A 19,790-nucleotide genomic window follows, 5' to 3' on the forward strand; every position below is an offset into this window, starting at 1 on the left:
GGCGCGAGCATCCTCGCTCTTTATTCTACTATTGCTTCATTTGCTGGCCTTCACCCCCGGATCTGGCTCCTGGCAGACTCTTCCTAGCAGGAGCCAGACCACTTGCTGACTTACCCAAAGCACCCGGTTTTCTGACAGCACTACGTAGTTGCACGATAGCTGTGCCGGTAGCAGAATGCTGCGGAAGCCGATGCAAGTGCAGTCAGGCATGTATTCCCTTCAGCAGTGATTCGCAGAACTTGTCTATGGCCTGAAAGTCGATTTTAGAAACGCTTCTATCTGATTTTGCTGCTACCCGCGCTACCACCCAGTCCTCATGGTCCATTCTCTCCATCAGGAATTCGCCCCCGAGGCAGGCATGCGTCTTGCTGTGCGCCAGCAGTTTTACCGGGAAGGCGTCCCGGAGCTGGACTTCCTGCCGCTCTCTGAGCAGGCAGCAAATATAGAGCCCGACCTCTTTCTGCAGCAGCAGTTCCAGGTTGCGCTCACAAAAGGCCCTTACCTCCTCCTGAATCTGGCCCAAGTGTATACTTCCCCCTATAATAACCATGTCATAAGGTTCGGGTGAGAGTGCAGGAAAACGGGCCAGGTTCATCACATCAACAGGATGCTCCCTTTCCAGTTTTTCGGCAATCAGGTTGGCAACTTTACCAGTTGTTCCATGCCTCGACATGTATATCACGGCTATTTTCATCTCTTAATAGTTTAGGCAGGCTTACTGTAATTCCACAGTCATCAGAAAATTCCGTTTCCGGCACACGAAAACAGACCCGAGTAAGTCCCGGCTAAACGTTATGTAGCCGCACAAAGGAGTCAGGATAAAATAAAATTCATTTTAAATTAAATGCAAGGGTCCACAGTAAATTAAACTCTACTTTTATTAATTTGTTTTATGCCATTATAAATTATGCTAATCAAATGGCCCCTCCGGAGCCTTTTGCCGCTGCTGCTGTGTAGCGGCGTTACCGTTTAAAGCGGCCACAGGCGGTTTTTTACCTCATGGTGCGGAGCCTCACTTATCTATAAACTACGTCTTAACCTTTCGGAATCCGAAATTGCATCACCTTGAGTAAAACGACACACGTACCACGAATCAAGACATTTTATTTGTTGTATAAAAGGTGGCGCAAATTCCGATAATCCGATAAGTTGTGTCGCTGTCTATATATTTCCTGAGATTAGATCTTCCGGCATTTCCCAATCGAAGACCGGTTATCCCTGAGTTTTAAAGTTGACTTTGCAGTGGCATCAGGCGAGGTCGTGGCTGAAGTTTTCGGCTGGGGCAGGGCGCCTGCCGCAGCAGTTGCTCGGTGTTAGAGCCAAACAACTTGTCCAGAAACGAAGGGCCCTGCTGCGTGCCCATCCCCACCAGGCCTACCCCCTTCTCCCCGATCTGCCGGCTATGGCTCCTCCTGATCAAACTCCATATCCAGTTTCTTCTCCTCCCAGCGGGAGCGTGAAGATGGCAGCGTGAGCAGTGGCACAGCACTGTTGGCTGCCATCTGCGCCGTTACGCTCTTTCTCAACAGCCTCTCCAGAAAGCTGTGCTTCTGAGGGCTCAGGATCAGGATGCTAGACTGGTGCTCCTGCACGTATTCCTGGATACCGCCCACCACTTCCGGACGCTGCCGCAGCGCCAGCCTGTAGTCAATGTCGTGCAGCTGCTCGTCGAGCACCTCCAGCGCGCGCTCCACATTTTTATACTCCGCCTGCACATCAGTTTGCTGGTGCAAGTGCAGCACCTCCAGCCGGGGCTTGAATATTTTGATAAAGTCGCGCAGCAGGCGCAGGAGCAGCAGGTCTGGATGCTTGCTTAGGTCTGAGGCAAATACCACCGACCGCAGGCCCCTGAAGGTGGCCCGCATCGGTACCCCCAGCACCGGCACCCGGCTGTTGCGCATCACCGAAAGCGTGGTACTGCCCACCAGCGCCTGGCCAAAGCCGCCTCCTCCCTGCATACCCATCACTACCAGGTCCACCTCGTATGCCTCGGCCATCTCCAGGATCTGCTCATAAACAGTCCCCAGCTTTGCCACGCAGGTAACATGCGTAGTGTAGCGCTCGCGGGGAGCCTGCACGACCGCCATAGTATGAAACACCTGCTCCCTGTTGCCTGGCACTTGACTTTGGGCACTATCGCCTCCTGCGTGGCACTTAAAATCAAAAATTAAGTCCTGTGGCAGATCCGACTTGCTGTCATTTACATACTTTTCGAGTTTGTTGCTTTTCTCTTTCTCCAGATTATGGATAAAACCCGGCACTTCATAGGCCGCAGGAGGCAAGGCCGCCGGATAAAAAGCATGGAATACGATCACCTTTACTCTCGCTTTATGCGCCAGTTCCAGCGCATAAAGCAATGCGTTTTTGGCGTCAGGGGAGTAATCTATGGGTACGAGAATGGTTTTCATGGCTGCATGGCATTAGGTAAAAAGAAATAGTCCAGTTATGTAGATTGGCTTGCTGACGTTCAGGTTAAAGATAAATCAGACAAAGCTTCGGGGCGATGATGCAGGTCAGGTAAAAAACTAACACTTGTCAGTTTTTTTAAATCCTGTTACCCGCTTACTTCGTTGTACTTATACAAACGTAGAGACACAAAAAAGGAATTTTCAGAAAGCCACTTTCTTCAGTTTCCGCTAAGCAAGAGCAGCAGCAAAAAGCTCCGGAGGGGCATTTTCATTAGAATAATTTAGATAATGTGCTAATGGATTCATGTGCTGATGTGCTAATTTTTTGATGGCTGGTTGTTAGTTGCTGATTGTTAAATGATTGATTTATTAATGGTTGATTTGAAAGTGTAGGGATCAGAAGAAGTTTCAATGAATGAATGAATGAATGAATAAGTGAGTGAGAAATTAGCTCTTAACTCAGTACCGTGGATCCTTCCGGAACGGCAGCTTTGCCATCTTCTCTGCCTCCATGCTCGGAAAGCCAAACTCCTCTACCACCTTGCCATAGAGCAGGTACACGCCGTTGCCTCTGAAAGGCCAGCCCTTGAGCGAAGCCGGAAAATGAACGGTGTCGAAAAAGTCGCCGGCCGCATCCAGGAAAGTTCCGAACTGCATCACTTCCCCTTTTACCGTACGCACGTATTTAGTGGCCACCAGCACGCCCATCATGCGCACCTGCTGCCCCACGTGCTGCAGCAGCTCTTTGGCGGCCACATCGCCCCGGGAAGCTGTCTGCAACAGGTCGAAGTACGAGCAGCTGACAGGAAAGCCGAGCAGTTCCATTTCGTCGTAGGCATCTTCTTCCAGCGTATCGTGCAGGGCAGGCAAGACAGGCGTTTTGGCCGAGGGCAGAAAGAGCGGCGGGCTGCTGCTGCCGTTGCCAGCTCTGTGCCCCAGCAAGAAGTGCGACTCCCAGAGCAGCGCTTTTTTGGTTTTACCTGTAAAGCGCAGCGCCTGTACCCGCACCAAAATCAGGAGCTGCTCCAGCGAGATGTGCGTGCGCCGGATAAATTCTTCCAAATCTGTGTAGAGCCCGTTCTCCTCCCGTTCCGCCACCACTTTATAAGCCACCTTCTGCTCCAGGTGCTGGAGGTGCACCAGGCCCAGGTATACCTCGCAACCTATTACAGTGGTGTGGTAGAGGCTATGGTTCACGCAGGGAAGATGGATAGTGCCGCCCGCTTTGCCTGCCTGCTGCACATACACCCACGTTTTGTAGAAGCCGCCGAAGTTGTTGATTACGGCCACCATGAACTCCAGCGGGTAGTAGGTTTTCAGGAACAGGCTCTGGTAACTCTCCACAGCAAAAGAAGCGGAGTGCGCCTTGGAGAAGGAGTAGCCGGCAAAAGACTCCACCTGCCGCCACACCTCCTGTATAATAGCTTCAGGATAGCCTTTGACGCGGCAGCTGGCAAAGAACTTGTCGACCAGCTTCTGAAACTCGCCTTTGGAACGGAACTTGCCGCTCATGCCCCGGCGCAGCACATCGGCATCGGCCAGGTCGAGGCCCGCGAAGTGATGGCACACCTTCAGCACGTCCTCCTGGTACACCATCACGCCATACGTCTCCTTCAGCTGCTCCCCCATTACCGGGTGCAGGTGCTCGATCTTGCCCGGGTCGTGGAAACGCTGAATGTAGGCGCGCATCATCCCTGACTTCGCCACGCCGGGCCGTATAATGGAACTCGCCGCCACCAGCGACAGGTAATTGTCGCAGCGCAGCTTCTTGAGCAACCCCCGCATGGCCGGACTTTCGATATAAAAACAGCCAATGGTATCGCCGGACTTCAGTTGTTCCCGCACCTTTTCGTCCTGCTTGAAACGCGCCACCTCATGCGCATCTATTTTTATGCCCTGGTTGCGCTGCACCAGTTGCACACACTCCTTTATATGGCCAATGCCCCGCTGACTTAGTATGTCCAGTTTCTCAAAGCCGATATCCTCTGCAATGTACATGTCCCACTGGCTGGTGGGCAAGCCTTTGGGTGGCAGGTCGAGGGCGGTGAAATTGGTAATCGGCTCTTCCGAAATCAACACACCACCGGCATGGATGGAGCGCACGTTCGGGAAGTCGGTGAGCAGCTGCCCGTAGCGGAAAATCTCTTTGGTAAGGCAGTTGGCGTTGCTTGGTGCCTGCGGCTGTGCCACCAGCGCATCGAGCTCCGCCTTTGGCAACCCGTATACCTTCCCCAGCTCCCGCAGGATAGAGTTCTGCTGAAAAGTGCTCATAGCTCCGAGCAAGGCCGTATGCTCCCGCCCGTAGCGCTTAAAAATATAATCCAGCACTTCATCGCGCTCATCCCAGCTGTAGTCTATGTCGAAGTCCGGGGGGCTGGTACGTTTGGGGTTCAGGAAACGCTCGAAGTACAGGTCTAGCTCGATGGGGTCCACATCCGTAATGTGTAGGCAGTAGGCGACCACGCTGTTGGCCCCGCTGCCCCGCCCTACATGGTAAAAGCCCCGGCTCATGGAGTAGCGGATCACATCCCAGGTGATGAGGAAGTAGGAAGAGAAGCCCAACTTGTCGATAATGGCCAGCTCGTGCGCCACCCGCTGTTTGGCCACTTTGTGCTGGGCGCCGTAGCGTTTGCGCAGGCCGTCCCAGGCCAGCTTCTCGAGCAGCAGGCGGTCGTCGTAGTCGGTGCCGGTAAAGCTGCGCCTGTTCTTGCGGCTACTGAAATCGAAGGTGAAGTTTGCCTGCTCTACGAACCGCTCTGTGTTGCGGAGTAATTCCGGGAAACGCTGGTACGCAGCCATGAACTCGCTGGCGTCGCAGAAGCAGGCATCTTCGGCCAGGCCGTGTGCTGGTTGCAGCTGGCTGAGCAGGATGTTGTTGTCGATGGCGCGCAGGTGCCGGTGCAGGGCGTAGCCGGTTTCGTCCTTGCAGGTAAACAGCCCCCACATCAGCAGCTTCTCCGGTTTTTTCCGGAGGTCCGAAAAGAGCAGCCTGTTCAGGTCGCCGGGCGCAACGGCCATGTACTCGTTCTCGCGCAATGGCTGCTGACGAACCTCTTCTGAAAAGGGGTAAATGATGCAGGCGTGCTCAAACACGGGAGGCACATCGGGCAAAGGCTGGTGCCGGAGCAGGTAGTGGCTCAGAAAGCTGTTGAGCTCCCGGAAGCCCTGCTGGTTCCGGGCGATGCCGGTGTAAAGCCAGCGGTTCTCTTTCCGGAACTCGATGCCTACCAGCGGTTGCACCTGCCGCTTCAGGCAGGCCTGCATGAAAGGAAAAGTACCGGATGTACTGTTAATATCTGTCAGGGCCAGGGACTGGTAGCCTCTTGCTTTGGCTTCGGCAGCCAGCTCTTCCACCGACAGGGTGCCGTAGCGCAGGCTATAGTACGAATGGGCGAAGGCTAGCATTTTCTTTTAGATACAGGACGCAGGACACAGGATTTTTTTTGTGGCGATTGCTATATATGTGTGCGTGTTTCATCTGGTCCTGATATTTGTTGTGGCTCCAACTGCTGCTACCTCTTCACCAGACACTCGCAGGAGCTGCGCACGCTGCGAGGTCTTCTTGCTGAACATGAATTTTCTTTCTTCAAAAAAGTCTTGTGTCCTGCGTCTTGTGTCTTGTGTCTGAAACAACTCCCACCGCCCGTTTCACGGCTGTTTCGCCGTAGCGGTGGCGTATTTTGTCCATGGCCTGATAAAGGGTGGCCATCTGGGCGGTGTCTTCAAACAAATCTATCTGCTGAAAGCCCTGCACCAGGTTGCTCAGGCGCACACCGAGCAGCCGGATGAGCATGCGCCGGTTGTAGAGCTTCCGGAACAGTTCTTTGGCCTTGCCGATCAGGATATGGTCAGAGGCGTTGTACGGGATCGAGAGTTGCTGCGTGTGCGTATCGAAGTTGGCGTAGCGGATCTTGACGGTGATGCAACCAGTGAGTTTACCCTGCTTGCGCAGCTCAAAAGCCAGCCCCTCGGTCATGGACACCAGCAGGCTGTTGAGCATATTGAGATCGGTGGTATCAGTGGCGAAGGTCTGCTCCGTGCTGATGCTCTTCTGCTCGGTATAAGGTATAACCGGCGTGCGGTCTATGCCATTGGCTTTCTCCCAGATATGGATGCCTTCCTTGCCCAGCACCTTCTGCATCAGCTCCACGGGTATCATGGTAAGTACTTCTATGGTCGGGATGCCCATGTTGCGTAGCAGCTGGTAGTTCTTCTGCCCCACCCCCGGAATTTTACGGATGGAGAGCGGGGCCAGAAACGGCTTCACTTTCTCCTGGGCTACCTGCAGCTTTCCGTTGGGCTTGGCCTGGCCGGTGGCTATTTTAGAAACCGTTTTGTTTACGGACAAGCCAAAAGAAATAGGCAGGCCCGTTTCTTTTATAATGGTGTCGCGCAGTTCGCTGGTCCACTTCCAGGTGCCGAAGAACTTGTCCATGCCGCTTACGTCGAGGTAATGCTCGTCTATGGATGCCTTCTCGTAGAGCGGGGCTTTGTCGGCGATGACCTGGGTAACGAGGTTGGAGTAATTGCTGTAGGCCTCCATGTCGCCGCGCAGTACCATGGCCTCGCTGCAGAGTTGCCGTGCCATTTTCATGGGCATGCCGGCATGCACACCAAAATAGCGGGTTTCGTAACTGCAGCTGGCTACCACCCCCCTGTCGGAGAGGCCACCGATAATGATGGGCTTGTTGTTGAGCTGTGTGTCGCGCAGGCGCTCCACCGACACAAAAAATGTATCAAGGTCTAAGTGAGCGATGGTACGGCTGTCTGTTCCTATCATATCCTCCCGAAAAAGCTAAGTTCCCTAGCATTATAAATACTAATATTTTTAGCAATTACGAAAGTTAAATATATTAAAGCTACATATATCAGAATTATTTATACACATTTTACTAACATAATTAGCCACAAGACCACAAAATATCTTTTTATGCTAACTTAATTAGACTTAATAGCACCAGGTGAAAAAGCAGAAGAACTTGCGAAGTGCTGCCAAGTAGAATTCCGGAGAGCGAAGACACACTTTATCTAAAAGGGTAGCTTTCGGTATGGTCAGGATAAATTGTAATGTATAGTAGTGAACCTCAGGAGAGATCATCTCAACACGCTTGTGCGGCAGGGAGCGGCGTTTAGCTGCTGTGTGTTTTTTCTTTGTGCTGCCGAAGGGACCTGGTAAGCAGTGAGCCTGAGCAGGTGCTATGGGAGTGAAAATCTAAGTTAGATGGTAGCGGCCCCCGCTACTTGTTGCATGACCCGTGTCTTTGTTCTTCTTGTAGCGGAAAACAGGATGCCCCTGCATTAAAAAAGGGATTCCCCTCCTTGAACAGGAAGGGAATCCCTAAAAAATAAAAACGCTGAAAACAGAGGGCCGCGTTCGCCAGCCCTATAGCCTATTAGACTCTACTTCTCTTCGCGCTTATAGTCTTCATACTCCAGCGATGCCATAATGAACGTGCCAATGGCTTTTCCTTCATTTTCAACAATGGTAACATCTTTGCCGCTCAGGTAATAATTGATCGTTCCTGTACGGGAGGGGTCTTTGGCTGGGCCCAAACCGGCCGAAGCACAGGTTTGGATGATATGGGTTTTGCCTCCGTCTTCACGGATAAAAGTTTTGAGCAGGCCCTGGTAAGCCTTTTCTGCCACCGGCAGGTAAGTCGCTTTATCAAGGTGGCCAAGCCTGATTCCTTTCAGGTAAGCATATGTAAATATGGAGGAGCAGGAAGCCTCCAGATAATTAGGATCTGTTCCCACATTATACACATTACCGTCTACTGTGTCGCCTTTGCCATCGGCCGTAGTCGTGGCGTCATATTGCAGCAGCTGGTACCATACGCCCGACTTCTGGTCCTGCCAGCGTTTCAGGCCTGCCGCCACCTGGTTAAATATCTCCAATACATTGTTATAGTCCTTGTGGTCTTCAGGCATGTATTCCAGCACATCTGCCAGGGCGGCAAAATACCATCCCATGCCACGTCCCCAGAACTCTTTGCTGCAGCCTGTAAAAGGCTCTTCTTCATTTGCCCAGAAAGAATTCGGATCGGCCGGGTCTGCCGACCAGGCATGGTAGTTCAACTGCAATTCCGGATTATAGGTTTTCTGGTGGATAGTCTTAAACTGCAGGGCAATATCGTCCCAGCTCTCGGCATGCTCCTCTGTGTCTTGCTCTCCAAAAGCGGCCTGCCATTGCGCATAAATGGGCGAACCCATGTATAAGCCGTCGAGCCACATCTGGTTGGGGTAGATGGCTTTATGAAAGAAGCCGCCGGCTCCGGGCAATCCTTCAGCTATGCGGGCGTGATCGAACTTCAGGGTGTTCCGGACCACCGTGGCGGCTGTTTTATAGCGTTCGGCCTCCTGGGTGTTGCCTTTTCTCATTTCCTCCTCATAAAGGGCGAAAAAGATTCTCCCGGCAGGTAAGTCATCGATGTTGCTTGGCCGGAGCGCAGTTTCTCCCTTAGAGTTCAGGATCATGGTGCCATCTTCATTAAGGTTTCTGTCTGCAAAGGCTTTCACGGCATCATAATACTCGGTTTTCTCCGGATACATCATCCAGGCTTTGAGTACGGAGCTTGCAACAAGTCCTGAAACATAGTCCCAGCCGGTATCAGCTAGTCTGGCCTGATGATGTCTGTTCGTATAAAAATCAACCAATCCATGCGATTCCACCATTTTCTGCGACCATATGGGAGAATCTTCTTGTATTTTGGGGCTGCATGCAAGCGTAAACAGCGAAATCGCAAGTAAAAGGCATTTTTTCATGATACATGTTGTCGTTTACAGGTTGTTGGATAAGGGTATAAAAAGGTTGTTAACTGAAAAGGCTTTATGCCTGTATTTTGCATGCTGAAGCGGCACGCTGCGCACCCTATAAATGGCTGCCACTGCAAATATAGGCTAATTATACAAGACCATTACTGTGTGCGAACATACCTTTTCTGCCCGGCAACAGCCACAAGGCCACCGGAACCTGCCCCGAATTGCTCCGCCAAAGCCGTGATGCCGGCAGGATCGGGTCTGTGGCGCAGTTCGGGCCACGCCAAGGCAGCCGGCTAGACAACTAGGCCTTTCAGTGGTTATGCACCCGAATTATTCTAATCAAAATGGCCCTCCGGAGCTAATCTTGTAGAAAAAACAATGAAGCCGCTAAGGTACATCGCAAAGGCACTTTTCTGTACTTTAAGCAACGAGTAAAAACCTGCTGCATATCATCTAAAGGCACTTTTTATTTTTTCATTACAAGATTAGCTCCGGAGGCTTTAGCTGCTGCAAACATCCGTTATGAAACCAGTACAACTCAGGCCACAGCAGCCATAAGAGCAGGCAGTTACCTCATGCCCACCAGAAGAGGTGAGCGAAGGTTCAGTAGCAGTAGAAACACCTCCGGAGCGCCATTTCGATTAGAATAATTCCCAGATCCTCCCACTCCCCCACAAAGCCCTTCGCACGCGCAGGCCGCGACCTGCCCGAACGTCTCAGAAATTCATTCTCAAACAAAATCCTCCGAAAAGCCCGCCCTCCAATATACCAACTGCTTAACACCTGCTGCTCCCAACAACTCACATTCATCTAAAAAAACAATTTCAGACCTGTAACACAACCTACATTTCACTATCTTACCCCTACGTTTAAACACCAAGAGATGCAGCTAACGCATGAGCACAAAGTATAAAATCCGGGATAATCAGAAGTTATATTTCCTGACTTTTGCGGTAGTGGCCTGGGTGGATGTTTTTTCCCGAAAAGAGCATAAAGACATTTTCCTGGACAGCCTCCGGTACTGTCAGCAGCACAAAGGCCTGGAATTATTTGCCTTTTGCCTCATGACGAACCATGTTCATCTGATTGCGGGCGTTAAAGAAGGAGGAAATTTGTCTGCTGTACTGCGCGACTTAAAGAAGTTCACGTCTTATGCCATCACCAAAGCCATAGAGGAGCACCCGCAGGAAAGCCGCCGAGACTGGATGCTGTGGATTTTCAGGAAGCATGGCGAGCGCAACAGCAACAACACCAGGTACCAGTTCTGGCAGCAGGACAACCACCCGATTGAACTAAGCAGCAACGCACTGCTAGACCAAAAGTTAGAGTACCTGCATCAAAACCCCGTGCAGGCGGGCATTTGCTATACCGCTGAAGAATATGTTTACAGTAGTGCCGGACAGTACGCCAACCTGGAAACGCTGCTGCCGGTAACGCTATTGACATAAGTCTGCGCTGGCGCAAGTGTGGAGCGAAGCGTCACTTGTGCTGACACATGAGGCAAGTCTTCAGACTTGCGTGAGCAGCCATTCAATACACGAAGGCCTGAAGATGACACAATTGTCGTTGCGCTTCACACTTGCGCCGGTAACCAGGTAAACACCACTATTCCCCAAACAATCCCCTACTTCACCGCCCCACTACTAGTGAGAAGCTAAGCGGCCTCACCCCCATCATCAAAAGCCACGACATCAGCATCGTCAGGTTGACTGCCTGACGATAGACCTTGCCTACGACACGCCTCCTCCTGTTATGGAATGAAGGGAGGTGTAAAAAATTAGAGGTAGCTTTTCAATACCTTTTTGAATGTAAAAAAGCCTCTCCGGAAATGGAGAGGCTTTTTGTTATATGGCTTCTAGCCTCCAACTGGTAAGCAGCTGCCTTATAACTCGGCGGCGTTAAAGGTGTCGCCCTGCGACACATCGCCGGAATCGAAGCCTTTTTTAAACCAGCGGACTCTCTGGGCGGAGGTGCCGTGGGTGAAGGAGTCTGGCACCACTCTTCCTGTGGACTGCTTTTGCAGACGGTCATCACCAATGGCGCTTGCTGCATTCAGGGCCTCTTCCAAGTCGCCGGGCTCCATAAATCCGGTGGAGCGCTGGGTATGATGCGCCCACACGCCGGCATAAAAATCAGCCTGCAGCTCTACTCTTACCATGAGCTGATTAAAATCTGTTTGGGATAGCTGGCCCCGCAGGGCATTTACCCGATCCATGGTGCCGGTGAGTTTCTGCACATGATGCCCTACCTCATGGCCAACCACATAGGCCTGCGCAAAATCTCCTTCGGCACCCAGCTTGCGTTCCATTTCGCCAAAAAAGCTAAGGTCGATGTACAGTTTTTCATCGCCGGGGCAGTAAAATGGTCCTGTGGCGGAAGACGCAAGGCCACAGGCCGAGTTTACCTGCCCCGAAAACAGCACCAGGGTAGGTTCCCGGTAGCCTGGAAGCATCTTGTTCCAGACATCTTCGGTATCTGCCAGCACCACGGCCGTCTGGTGAGCCAGCTCCTGCTCTTCCGGGCTCGGCTGGTACTCGGCCGACTGTGCATACTGCGCTTCTCCGCCCACAAACTGCTGCAGCAGCGTTAAGGGGTTGGTTCCTGTAAGGAACAGCAGTGCCGCGACCACCGTTACAATAATCAGCCCCACCTTCGAGAAGAGAAGCCGGAACAAAGGAATCAGGAGCATGGGACTGATGCCTCTGCCACCTCCTCCGAAACCGCCTGCTGATTGTCCCCTACGGTCTTCTATATTGCTGCTTTTTCTTCTGCCTTGCCATTTCATGAGTATATTTTTTTCATGGAGTGAATGATCGTATGGTTTATTTGTTCCCTGCCTTGTCAGCCAGAAGGTTTATTCCCATATCCAAACAGTATAACGGAAAGCAGCTTTACTTAGATGCAGGCAAAAATTTTATCTGGTTGCCTGTACATTACCTGATTCTCCTCACCTGAACACCATTCAGCATTGCCTCCCCTTTCAGCGCCTTGAAGTCAATGATGATGCCTTCGTCCTGCTTCACGCTGATATTGATTTTAGATGAGACCGCCCGTTCCGGGTAAAGGTACCCGGTGTTGCTCAGGCCAGTAAGTACAGGCTGTTTGTTCACACGCACATCAAATACCCGTTCTTCAAAGCCTTCTGATTCTTCGTGGGCGCTATCCAGGTTATAGGCCAGTGCCGCTTTTGGCCTGCCTGAGTGCAGTTCAGCAAAGTGCAGGGTCAGTTCATAATCGCCGGCGGACACATCCAGCCGGAACTGCTCCAGGCCAATCCGCTGGGTGGCGTAAACGGGGTCCAGGTCTGTGCCGAGTATGTTCCGGTCGGAGCCGTAGCTGTGCCGGCTGGTGTTTCCCATGCTGTATACCTTTCCGCCAACATAGCCCCAACTACCGGGTGTGTAGGCCTGCTCTGGCAGCCACACCTGCCATGCCTTCTCATCAAAGAACATGCGCCTGTCTCCCAGGCTTATATTGAGTTCCTGAAAAGGCAAGGCCTCGCTCTTTAGGTTTTGGGAAAGCAATTTAAATTGAATGTCTGCCTGATCGATCATTGCCAGATCTCCGGCCGTTGCCTGCAGTTGGTTAAGACCCGGCCCGAACGGAACCTCGAAGCGGGCCACGCCAAGCTCCGTAGCAGTAGTCCCAATCTCTTTCCCATTCAGCTTCAGGCTTACCGATTTCTGGTTGCTGAACACCACGACCGGCTGCGTGCAGGTCAGGTCTGTTTCTGAGGCGGCAAAACCAGTGCGCAACTGCCATTCCTTCGAGCCAATCTGGACGAAGGGCTCCTCCAGCAGGTTAGCCTGGTAAAACCGGTAGCCGTCCTTCGGTTTGCGGTCGCCGGTCATGATTCCTTTGGAGTTGATATGCGGCGTGGACTCCATCCGGTGCTCGGAACTAAACTCAGCCAAGTTCCAGATTAAGCCGGCAGCTACAAAAGGCCGCTCCCGTATGGCTTTTAAGTACGCCTGATGAAAGGCGTTGGTATACTCTACCGTCTTGTCGAACCGAACCGGGTCAAAGCTGTGCAGGCGGTTGTCGGCGTCGGCGCCATATTCCGTTACCAGCAGAGGCTTGTCGGGCAGCTCGCGGTGGTGCCTGTCCAGGTAGGCGCCAAAATCGCTGAAGGTGTCGGTATACCAGCCCAGGTACAGGTTCCAGCCTACCAGCATGGGTATCCTCGTCAGGCCCACTTTGTTATACAGGTCAAAATTGCCGTTGTTCGAAATCAAGGTATAGCGGTAGGGGTCTTCCTGGCGGGTCAGGTCTTCGAGCTGCTGTGCCAGTTGGGCGACTTTTCTAAAGTATAGCTCCTGCCGCTCAGAGCCTTTCTCGTGCTGTGGCCGCAGCAGCACTTCGTTCATATAAGACCAGACGATCAGGCTGGGGTGATTAAAGTTCTGCCGCACCATTTCCCGCTGTACGCGCATGGAGTTCCCGGCAAAAGCTTCGGTTTCGGTGATGTGGTTGCCCATGGGCGTTTCTATCATGGCCAAAATACCCAGCCGGTCGCAGGCCTGCAGGATGGCGGGGTCCTGGGGGTAATGCGCAATCCGCAGAAAGTTGCCGCCCATGGCTTTCAGGAGTTCTACATCGCGCACATGCATGGCATCAGGCAGGGCATTGCCCATCTGCTTAAAATCCTGGTGGCGACTGGCCCCGATCAATTTCAGTGGCTTGCCGTTCAGGAAAAATCCTGTGGCAGCGTCAAACGAAAACCATCGGAAACCCAGCGGATTGCTCACCTCATCGAGCACGACCTGGCTCCCTGTTTCGGAGATAGTAGACACCACGCGGTACAGGTAGGGGTCTTGTACCGACCAGAGGCGGGCACCTTTGATATTCTTTAGCTCCTGCTCAAAATCGACTCTTTGTCCGGCATCGGCTCTGTAGTTCTTGTTCAGTTCTTTGAACACCCTGCCTTCAACATCCAGCAACTGGTGGCGAATTGTCAGGTTCTTCCGCTGCCTGCTTTCATTCACGAATGTTCCTTTTATGCGAAGCCCGGCCGTGCTGGCGGTCACGTTTGGGGTCGTGATAAAAATACCAGTGGTGGCGTGGTTGTCGGCGGCAAAATGCACCTTATCCATCACGTGCAGGTATACATCACGGTAAATGCCGCCAAAAAAAGTGTAGTCGCCCGTTAGCGGCGGGATGTCCGGGTGATGGCTGTTGTCGACCTTTACCAGGACCTGGTTGGGTGCGTTTCCGGAGGTGTTATAGGTTAAATACGAGCTGATCGGAAAGGAGAAGAAGGTATAGCTGCCGATGTGGCTGCCTACAGATTTTCCGTTGATGAACACTTCCGCTACCTGGGCTGCGCCTTCAAAAAAAAGGTATACTTCCCTGTCTTTCCAGTCAGCCGGAATGTAGAGTGTCTTCTTATACCAGCCGGTGCCCCGGTAATAGCCCGGTTCATCGTCCAGCACATCCTGGGCGTTCCAGGTATGCGGCAAATATACCGGCTGCCAGCTGTTAACCGATCTTGTGGCCTCAGCAGTATCGCCCTTCCAGAAAAGCCAGTTGCTGTTGATGGTGCTTTTTATTCGACCCTGCGCGTGCAGGGTGGGGCTGATGAAAAAACAGCAAAGAAGAAGGTAAAGTATGGGGTATCTCATGGTCTCAGAAAGTAGGATGAAGGAATCAGATGGATAAGCATTCAGAAGTTTGCTGGCGCGCCTCTACAAAAGATAAACTTCTGGCTCGCAGACCGGCAGGAAATGCGAACCAGAAGTTTACGGGGTATCCCAACCTTACCTTTTCAGGATTCTCCTTACCCATACCGCTGTGCCATCCGTCACGTGCAGGTAATAGTCGCCATCCGGGTTCTGCTGTAAATCAAAATCCAGCTCAAACATCTTGTGGCTCCTGGCCAAAACAGAGGAGGCTACCGGGTTTCCGCTGCTGTCGTATAGCACGAAAGTATAGTCTTTGTCTTTCCTATTCTCCAGCTTCACTTTCAGCTGCCCCCTGGTTGGATTCGGGTACATGATTAATAGCACGCCATCCCGCTTTGCGTCTTCCTCAAACACAAGCAGGGTTTGCTGCACCGGAGTCGCCGCTTCATGGTTGGCATTTCCTTCCTGCCTGGCTGCAATTACCACTTCGCCCTCAGCGGAGAAGGTAAGTACATTGCCCTCCACACTGCCCGGCCCGGAAATTACGCTATAAGACACTGGCAGACCGGCAGAGGAAACGGCGCTCAGCAGCACGGTTTCTGCTGTATTTTTGGGCAGCATGGCATCAAACGTCAGCTCCTGGGCAGCTTTGCCCACCTCGAAGGTATAGCTGGCCGTTGCCGGGAAGTATTTCTCATCGCCTGCCTGACTGGCCTGCAGCGTAACGGAGCCTGCACCTGTTATGCGCAGGTATGCTTCCCCGTCGATGGTCTCCACAGTGGCTGGCCCGGATAGTACAGAGAGTGTAACCGGCAAATCAGAACTGGCGCTGGCTACCAGTTGGAAAGGGTCGTCCCCATAGGTAACTTCCGTGATTTCGCCAAAGCTGATTTGCTGGGTCTTTCTCTGAAACAGTTCCCACTCGGCAAACTGTGTATTGTTGTTATTCCCGTTCAGGGTGATGTTCAGGCGGTAGTAGATAAACGGTTGCAAGTTTTCCGGCATGTGGAAAGTTCGGGTTTGCTTCCGTGCCGGGAAATCTTCATCGGCTCGCACATCCAGGGTAGTCCAGGTTCTGCCGTCGTCAGAGCCTTGCAGGTTCCAGTCTTTTGGGTCGCGCTCATCTGCGTCTCTGCCTGAGGTAATGGTGTAACTGGTCACGATGGCTGGCACTACCGACTTGTACTGCACCCACAGCGCTTTTTTGCCGTTCTGGTAATACTTGGTGTTGGTATCGTTGTCGATGATGTTCTGGAAGTTTTCGTCCGGCCGGTTGCTCTCGTACTGGGAAGTCAGGATACCACCGTTATCCGTCAGGTCGAACGCTTCCGGGTCCCCTGCTGTGAGGGGCTCCTGGTACACCGGCTCTTCTGCCAGGATTTGCTCTGTTTTTGCCCGAAGCGCTGCCCACAGATTGCCCTGCAGCTGTTCCGGAATCACGATGTTGCTCACCGCCTGTTCTCCCAGTCGCTCCCGTAGTTGCTGCAGGTACAGGCTGCGCAGCGGCACATGGGCGCCCCAGCTCTCCCAGTAACCATTGTGCGATGGGTCCTCTCCCACGCCTTGTGTTACGCCTACAGCACCCACGGCCCAGTTGCGTGCCGTAGGCGGGCTCTCTACCAGGAAATCACTCTTGTAAGACTGGCAGTTCCAGAACATAGCCTGTGCACCCGCCCAGCCATGGCCGGTACCGGAGGCGCCACGGTTCCGTACCCGTATCTGACCGCCGTACACGTTGTCGAAGAGCAAGCCGGTGGCCCAGCGGTGGTGCGGCCCGATGTCTGACTGGGTGTTATCCGAAAAGCAGTCCAGGAACACGTTGGGGCCGGGGACCCGGGAGCCGGTCACGTAGTCGTGGCGGCCGCCCCAGGTCATGCAGCGCTGGAACAGGTTGTTGGAGCTGTTGCTTTCAATATCGAAGGAGTATTTTCTGCTCCCGGTGGTCTGGGATTTCGGGTCGATCATGGCGCAGTCTTCTATGGTGTTGTAGCGCGACAAATTAGACAAGCGGACAGCCGAATAGCCGAAGTACTTCACCACCACTTTTTTAACCCAGGAGTTTTCGGCACGGTTAAACTGTATGGCGTTCCAGCCATGCGACTCATCGGCGTTGTTTCGGAAAACCGACTCCAGCCGCAAGTTCTCTACACCTGTCTCCGAAATACGGCCAACGACATCAGACTTATAAACTTCGCCGCCGCCGTACACGGTTTCTATGGGGTCAACGATAGGAGCATCCAGCGTAAGGACATTCCCGTTTACAGCTACTATTTTCCGTTCAAACTGCGTTTTGTAGTCAGCTGCGGCCCAGCCATGCCGGGCCATGTCCAGGGCGTTAATCCAGGCCTCGTTCGGTGTTTTCTGTACCACCACCTCATCGCCTGCCCTGAAGGCATGGCTGGCGACGGAGAAGGTTCTGGTACCTGTCGGCACATATGCCGTCGTGATCCGGGCCTTGCTCCCTGCTACTTCCCCGAAGCCGCTGCCTGTCCCCCGCACCTCTATCAGGTTATGCTGCGAACGTTGCGTGGCGATAAGCACTGTTCCATCCAGGCTGTTACCTTCTCCCCGCAGCACCACGCCGCTCTCTCTGATAAACAAGGAGCCGCCTACGTGGTAGATCCCCGTCTTCAGCAACACGGCCCCGCGAAACCCATTGGCATCGGCTGGCAGCGCGGCAACCCGGTCGATGGCCCGCTGGATAGCGGCTTTAACATCACCTGTGTCTGGCAGCACAGTTTCTTTTACCGGCACCTCCGGCAGCCTCACGCCCCCGCCGCGGTAACCTGCACTAGAAAAATCGGGCACCTGGTTCACCGCATTTTCCTGCCCCTGGTTGGCATACAGCGTATATGTCAGTTTTCCGTCCTGCAGCGAAACCAGCGGTGCCTGCCCTGCCACATGCAGCACAGCAACGAAAAAAAACAACAGGAGTGTACTTGATCTTTTCATATAAAATTGATTTAGTGACAAATGAAATTATAAGCGATGACCTGATGAGCAGCTAGGGCAGCGCAGCAGCGGAAACCTCCGGAGGGACGTTTTCATTAGAATAATTGGAGTGTATACATGACTATCCTGCTACCTATTGGTTCCCCCTGCCTTAGCTGCTGCTCTTTCCGGTGTTCTTACCCTGTTTTGTTGCATAATAGAGAAGCTGAGCGCTCACGGCTGATGCCGGGCCATAACTTACCTTGCAAAGCTTAGAATGGCCTGCAGTGTTCTCTTTAAGAAGCGGACAGCGGAGATGGCTGATTGCTTTTGGCCATCTGCTGCAAAAATGCTATTTGCCCGCCCTCTGAAACTTTATTTCCAGGGGCGATGCCAGGCGCTTGGCAAAATCCGCCAGGTAGAGGTCCCACTCTTCCACCGATTCGAACTGGCCGCTTTTGTCCCAGCCAAAGCCGGCGTAGTATACCAGCAAGTTGTCTTTGGGGGATGCAACCACCAACAGGTGGCTCTGGTCTCTGGCCTCTGCCCGATGGTCTTTAAAAGACTGCACCCGCTGTGGGGCCACCACCAGGCCGGTACCCAGCCAGGAACCGTCGATCGGCTCCCAGTAGCGGAACCAGCCCTGCTCCCGGCTGGCCTTCACCTCTCCTTTCTTGTCGTGCAGGGTAATGCCGATGGTAATGTTGGGCAGGGGGGGTGCGGTGCTAAGCACTTCTTCTATGCGGGTCATGTTGCTGCCCAGGTCCAGGCTGATGCGCTTCGTCTCCTGTACCTGCTGCTCCCCGGCCTGCCAGGGGGCGTAGGTCAGTTCGAATACCGTGCGTATGGGTCCTTCCGCTATGGTTTTATACCCTGTAAAGTTCCTGGAAACATACAGCGAATCACCTGCCAGCACCCCGACTCCCCCGATGCCGCGGCTGACGCCCACGTGGTAAGGATCGTAGCCCTCGCCACGGTCTACATGATAGAAGTTGCTGTTCTCTTTATAACCTTCGTACCATTTGTTGATGATGGGATACTCCACCCGTTTGAGCCAAGCATCGATCCCGCTCGTCAGGGTGCCGCCTTTTATGCCCTGCTCCACCATCTGCTGCGCCACGGGCCCATAGGTGCGGAAAGCCACGCGGTCGTTCTCCCAGGTATAGTCGTCGGTGCGCTCGGGCACGAAGCGGGAAAAGGTGCTGCGCCCGCTCTTGGGTTGCTGCGCCGCGCCATTGCTCGTACCTTTTACTTTAAAGCTCTTCTCCTGACGAGCCTTTAGGCTTGCCTGGAAGAGGAGCTCGTCTACTGTGCCATCCGCATTCGCATCCAGCGGCTGCGTCACCAGCAGGCTGTCGGTGGCTGCATCGTACAGGAGCAGATTCTCCACGCCAAAGCGCTGCACCAATGCCGCTACGCTTGCTACCGGTATGCTCACCGGCTCGGCCGGGCGGTCGATGGGCAGCTTGTTCATCACTTTAAACTCCATGCTTTTGCCCGGCAGCTGGCAACCAGACAGCAGTAAGGCGCTTAGCCATATGCTTCCTGCAAAAGCCTTTACTATACACTGTTTTTTATGGGTCATTCTAGTGCTTTTTTATTTCAGGATGATGGAGAATCTGATCAAGTACTGCCGGCTCAGATACCGTAGTGGCAAGGAGCCCGGTCCATGAATTATTCTAATGAAAATGCCCCTCCGGAGCTTGCTGCTGCTTAAAAGGACAGAAGACGCAGGACAGAAGGCTCTCCTTTACATATTAAGACCTGTGCGTGAGGACTTATGCTCGGCCTGCACTGATAATTTATCTCCTCATCCTCAAATCAACCCCTTGATAAATCAATCATTTAACAACCAGCAACTAACAACCAGCCATCAAAACATCAGCACATCAGCACATGAATCCATTAGCACCTTAACCAAATTATGCTAATGAAAATGTCCCTCCGGAGCTCATCTTGCAGGGATAAACAAGGCCTCTGTTTCCTTAATTTTGCGCTGGTGCGCGCTTGCCGCTCGTACTTTCCTATCAAGCATTTCCAGAAGGGGTCAAAGCAGCTTGTTAGTAGATCC

The 19,790-nt window shown here is 52.9% G+C and carries 11 protein-coding genes; 1 reads left to right on the forward strand and 10 read right to left on the reverse strand.

Going from position 1 to position 19,790, the window contains the following annotated elements; genetic code table 11:
- Positions 1-202: 202 nt before the first annotated feature.
- From FJM74_RS05785 to FJM74_RS05810, 6 genes are all read right to left on the reverse strand, one after another.
- Positions 203-694 carry a flavodoxin domain-containing protein gene (locus FJM74_RS05785; RefSeq protein ID WP_187261622.1) on the reverse strand — a complete coding sequence of 164 codons (492 nt, stop codon included), beginning with the start codon at positions 692-694 and terminating at the stop codon, positions 203-205.
- 531 nt (positions 695-1,225) lie between these two features.
- Positions 1,226-1,420 carry an adenine nucleotide alpha hydrolase family protein gene (locus FJM74_RS05790; RefSeq protein WP_187261623.1) on the reverse strand — a complete coding sequence of 65 codons (195 nt, stop codon included), beginning with the start codon at positions 1,418-1,420 and terminating at the stop codon, positions 1,226-1,228.
- A complete protein-coding gene (locus FJM74_RS05795; RefSeq protein WP_187261624.1) occupies positions 1,401-2,408 on the reverse strand; it encodes a universal stress protein in 1,008 nt (335 codons plus the stop codon). Before FJM74_RS05795 ends, FJM74_RS05790 begins: the two co-directional genes overlap by 20 nt.
- Positions 2,409-2,867: 459 nt before the next feature.
- A complete protein-coding gene (locus tag FJM74_RS05800) occupies positions 2,868-5,813 on the reverse strand; it encodes a DNA polymerase III subunit alpha (protein WP_187261625.1) in 2,946 nt (981 codons plus the stop codon).
- A gap of 181 nt (positions 5,814-5,994) precedes the next feature.
- A complete protein-coding gene (dinB, locus tag FJM74_RS05805) occupies positions 5,995-7,188 on the reverse strand; it encodes a DNA polymerase IV (RefSeq protein ID WP_187261626.1) in 1,194 nt (397 codons plus the stop codon).
- Between the two features lie 620 nt (positions 7,189-7,808).
- On the reverse strand, positions 7,809-9,170 hold the full coding sequence (locus tag FJM74_RS05810; protein WP_206684003.1) for a glycoside hydrolase family 88/105 protein: 1,362 nt from the start codon (positions 9,168-9,170) through the stop codon (positions 7,809-7,811).
- A gap of 893 nt (positions 9,171-10,063) precedes the next feature.
- Here FJM74_RS05810 and FJM74_RS05815 point away from each other — a divergent pair.
- Positions 10,064-10,615: an REP-associated tyrosine transposase gene (locus tag FJM74_RS05815; RefSeq protein ID WP_187261627.1), complete on the forward strand. Its 552-nt coding sequence runs from the start codon at positions 10,064-10,066 to the stop codon at positions 10,613-10,615.
- Between the two features lie 434 nt (positions 10,616-11,049).
- On the opposite strand, the gene ypfJ is transcribed toward FJM74_RS05815, so the two are convergent.
- The 4 genes from ypfJ to FJM74_RS05835 form a co-directional block, all read right to left on the reverse strand.
- Entirely contained in the window at positions 11,050-11,952 is a 903-nt protein-coding gene (ypfJ, locus tag FJM74_RS05820) for a KPN_02809 family neutral zinc metallopeptidase (RefSeq protein WP_187261628.1), read from the reverse strand.
- A 148-nt stretch (positions 11,953-12,100) separates the two neighbouring features.
- Entirely contained in the window at positions 12,101-14,788 is a 2,688-nt protein-coding gene (locus tag FJM74_RS05825) for a glycoside hydrolase family 2 TIM barrel-domain containing protein (RefSeq protein WP_187261629.1), read from the reverse strand.
- A gap of 135 nt (positions 14,789-14,923) precedes the next feature.
- Positions 14,924-17,740, reverse strand: coding sequence for a T9SS type A sorting domain-containing protein (locus tag FJM74_RS05830; protein ID WP_187261630.1), 2,817 nt, complete (start codon positions 17,738-17,740; stop codon positions 14,924-14,926).
- Between the two features lie 331 nt (positions 17,741-18,071).
- Entirely contained in the window at positions 18,072-19,304 is a 1,233-nt protein-coding gene (locus FJM74_RS05835) for a DUF4861 domain-containing protein (RefSeq protein ID WP_187261631.1), read from the reverse strand.
- Positions 19,305-19,790 lie beyond the last annotated feature (486 nt).

The organism is Pontibacter beigongshangensis (assembly GCF_014332515.1).
Classification (GTDB): domain Bacteria; phylum Bacteroidota; class Bacteroidia; order Cytophagales; family Hymenobacteraceae; genus Pontibacter; species Pontibacter beigongshangensis.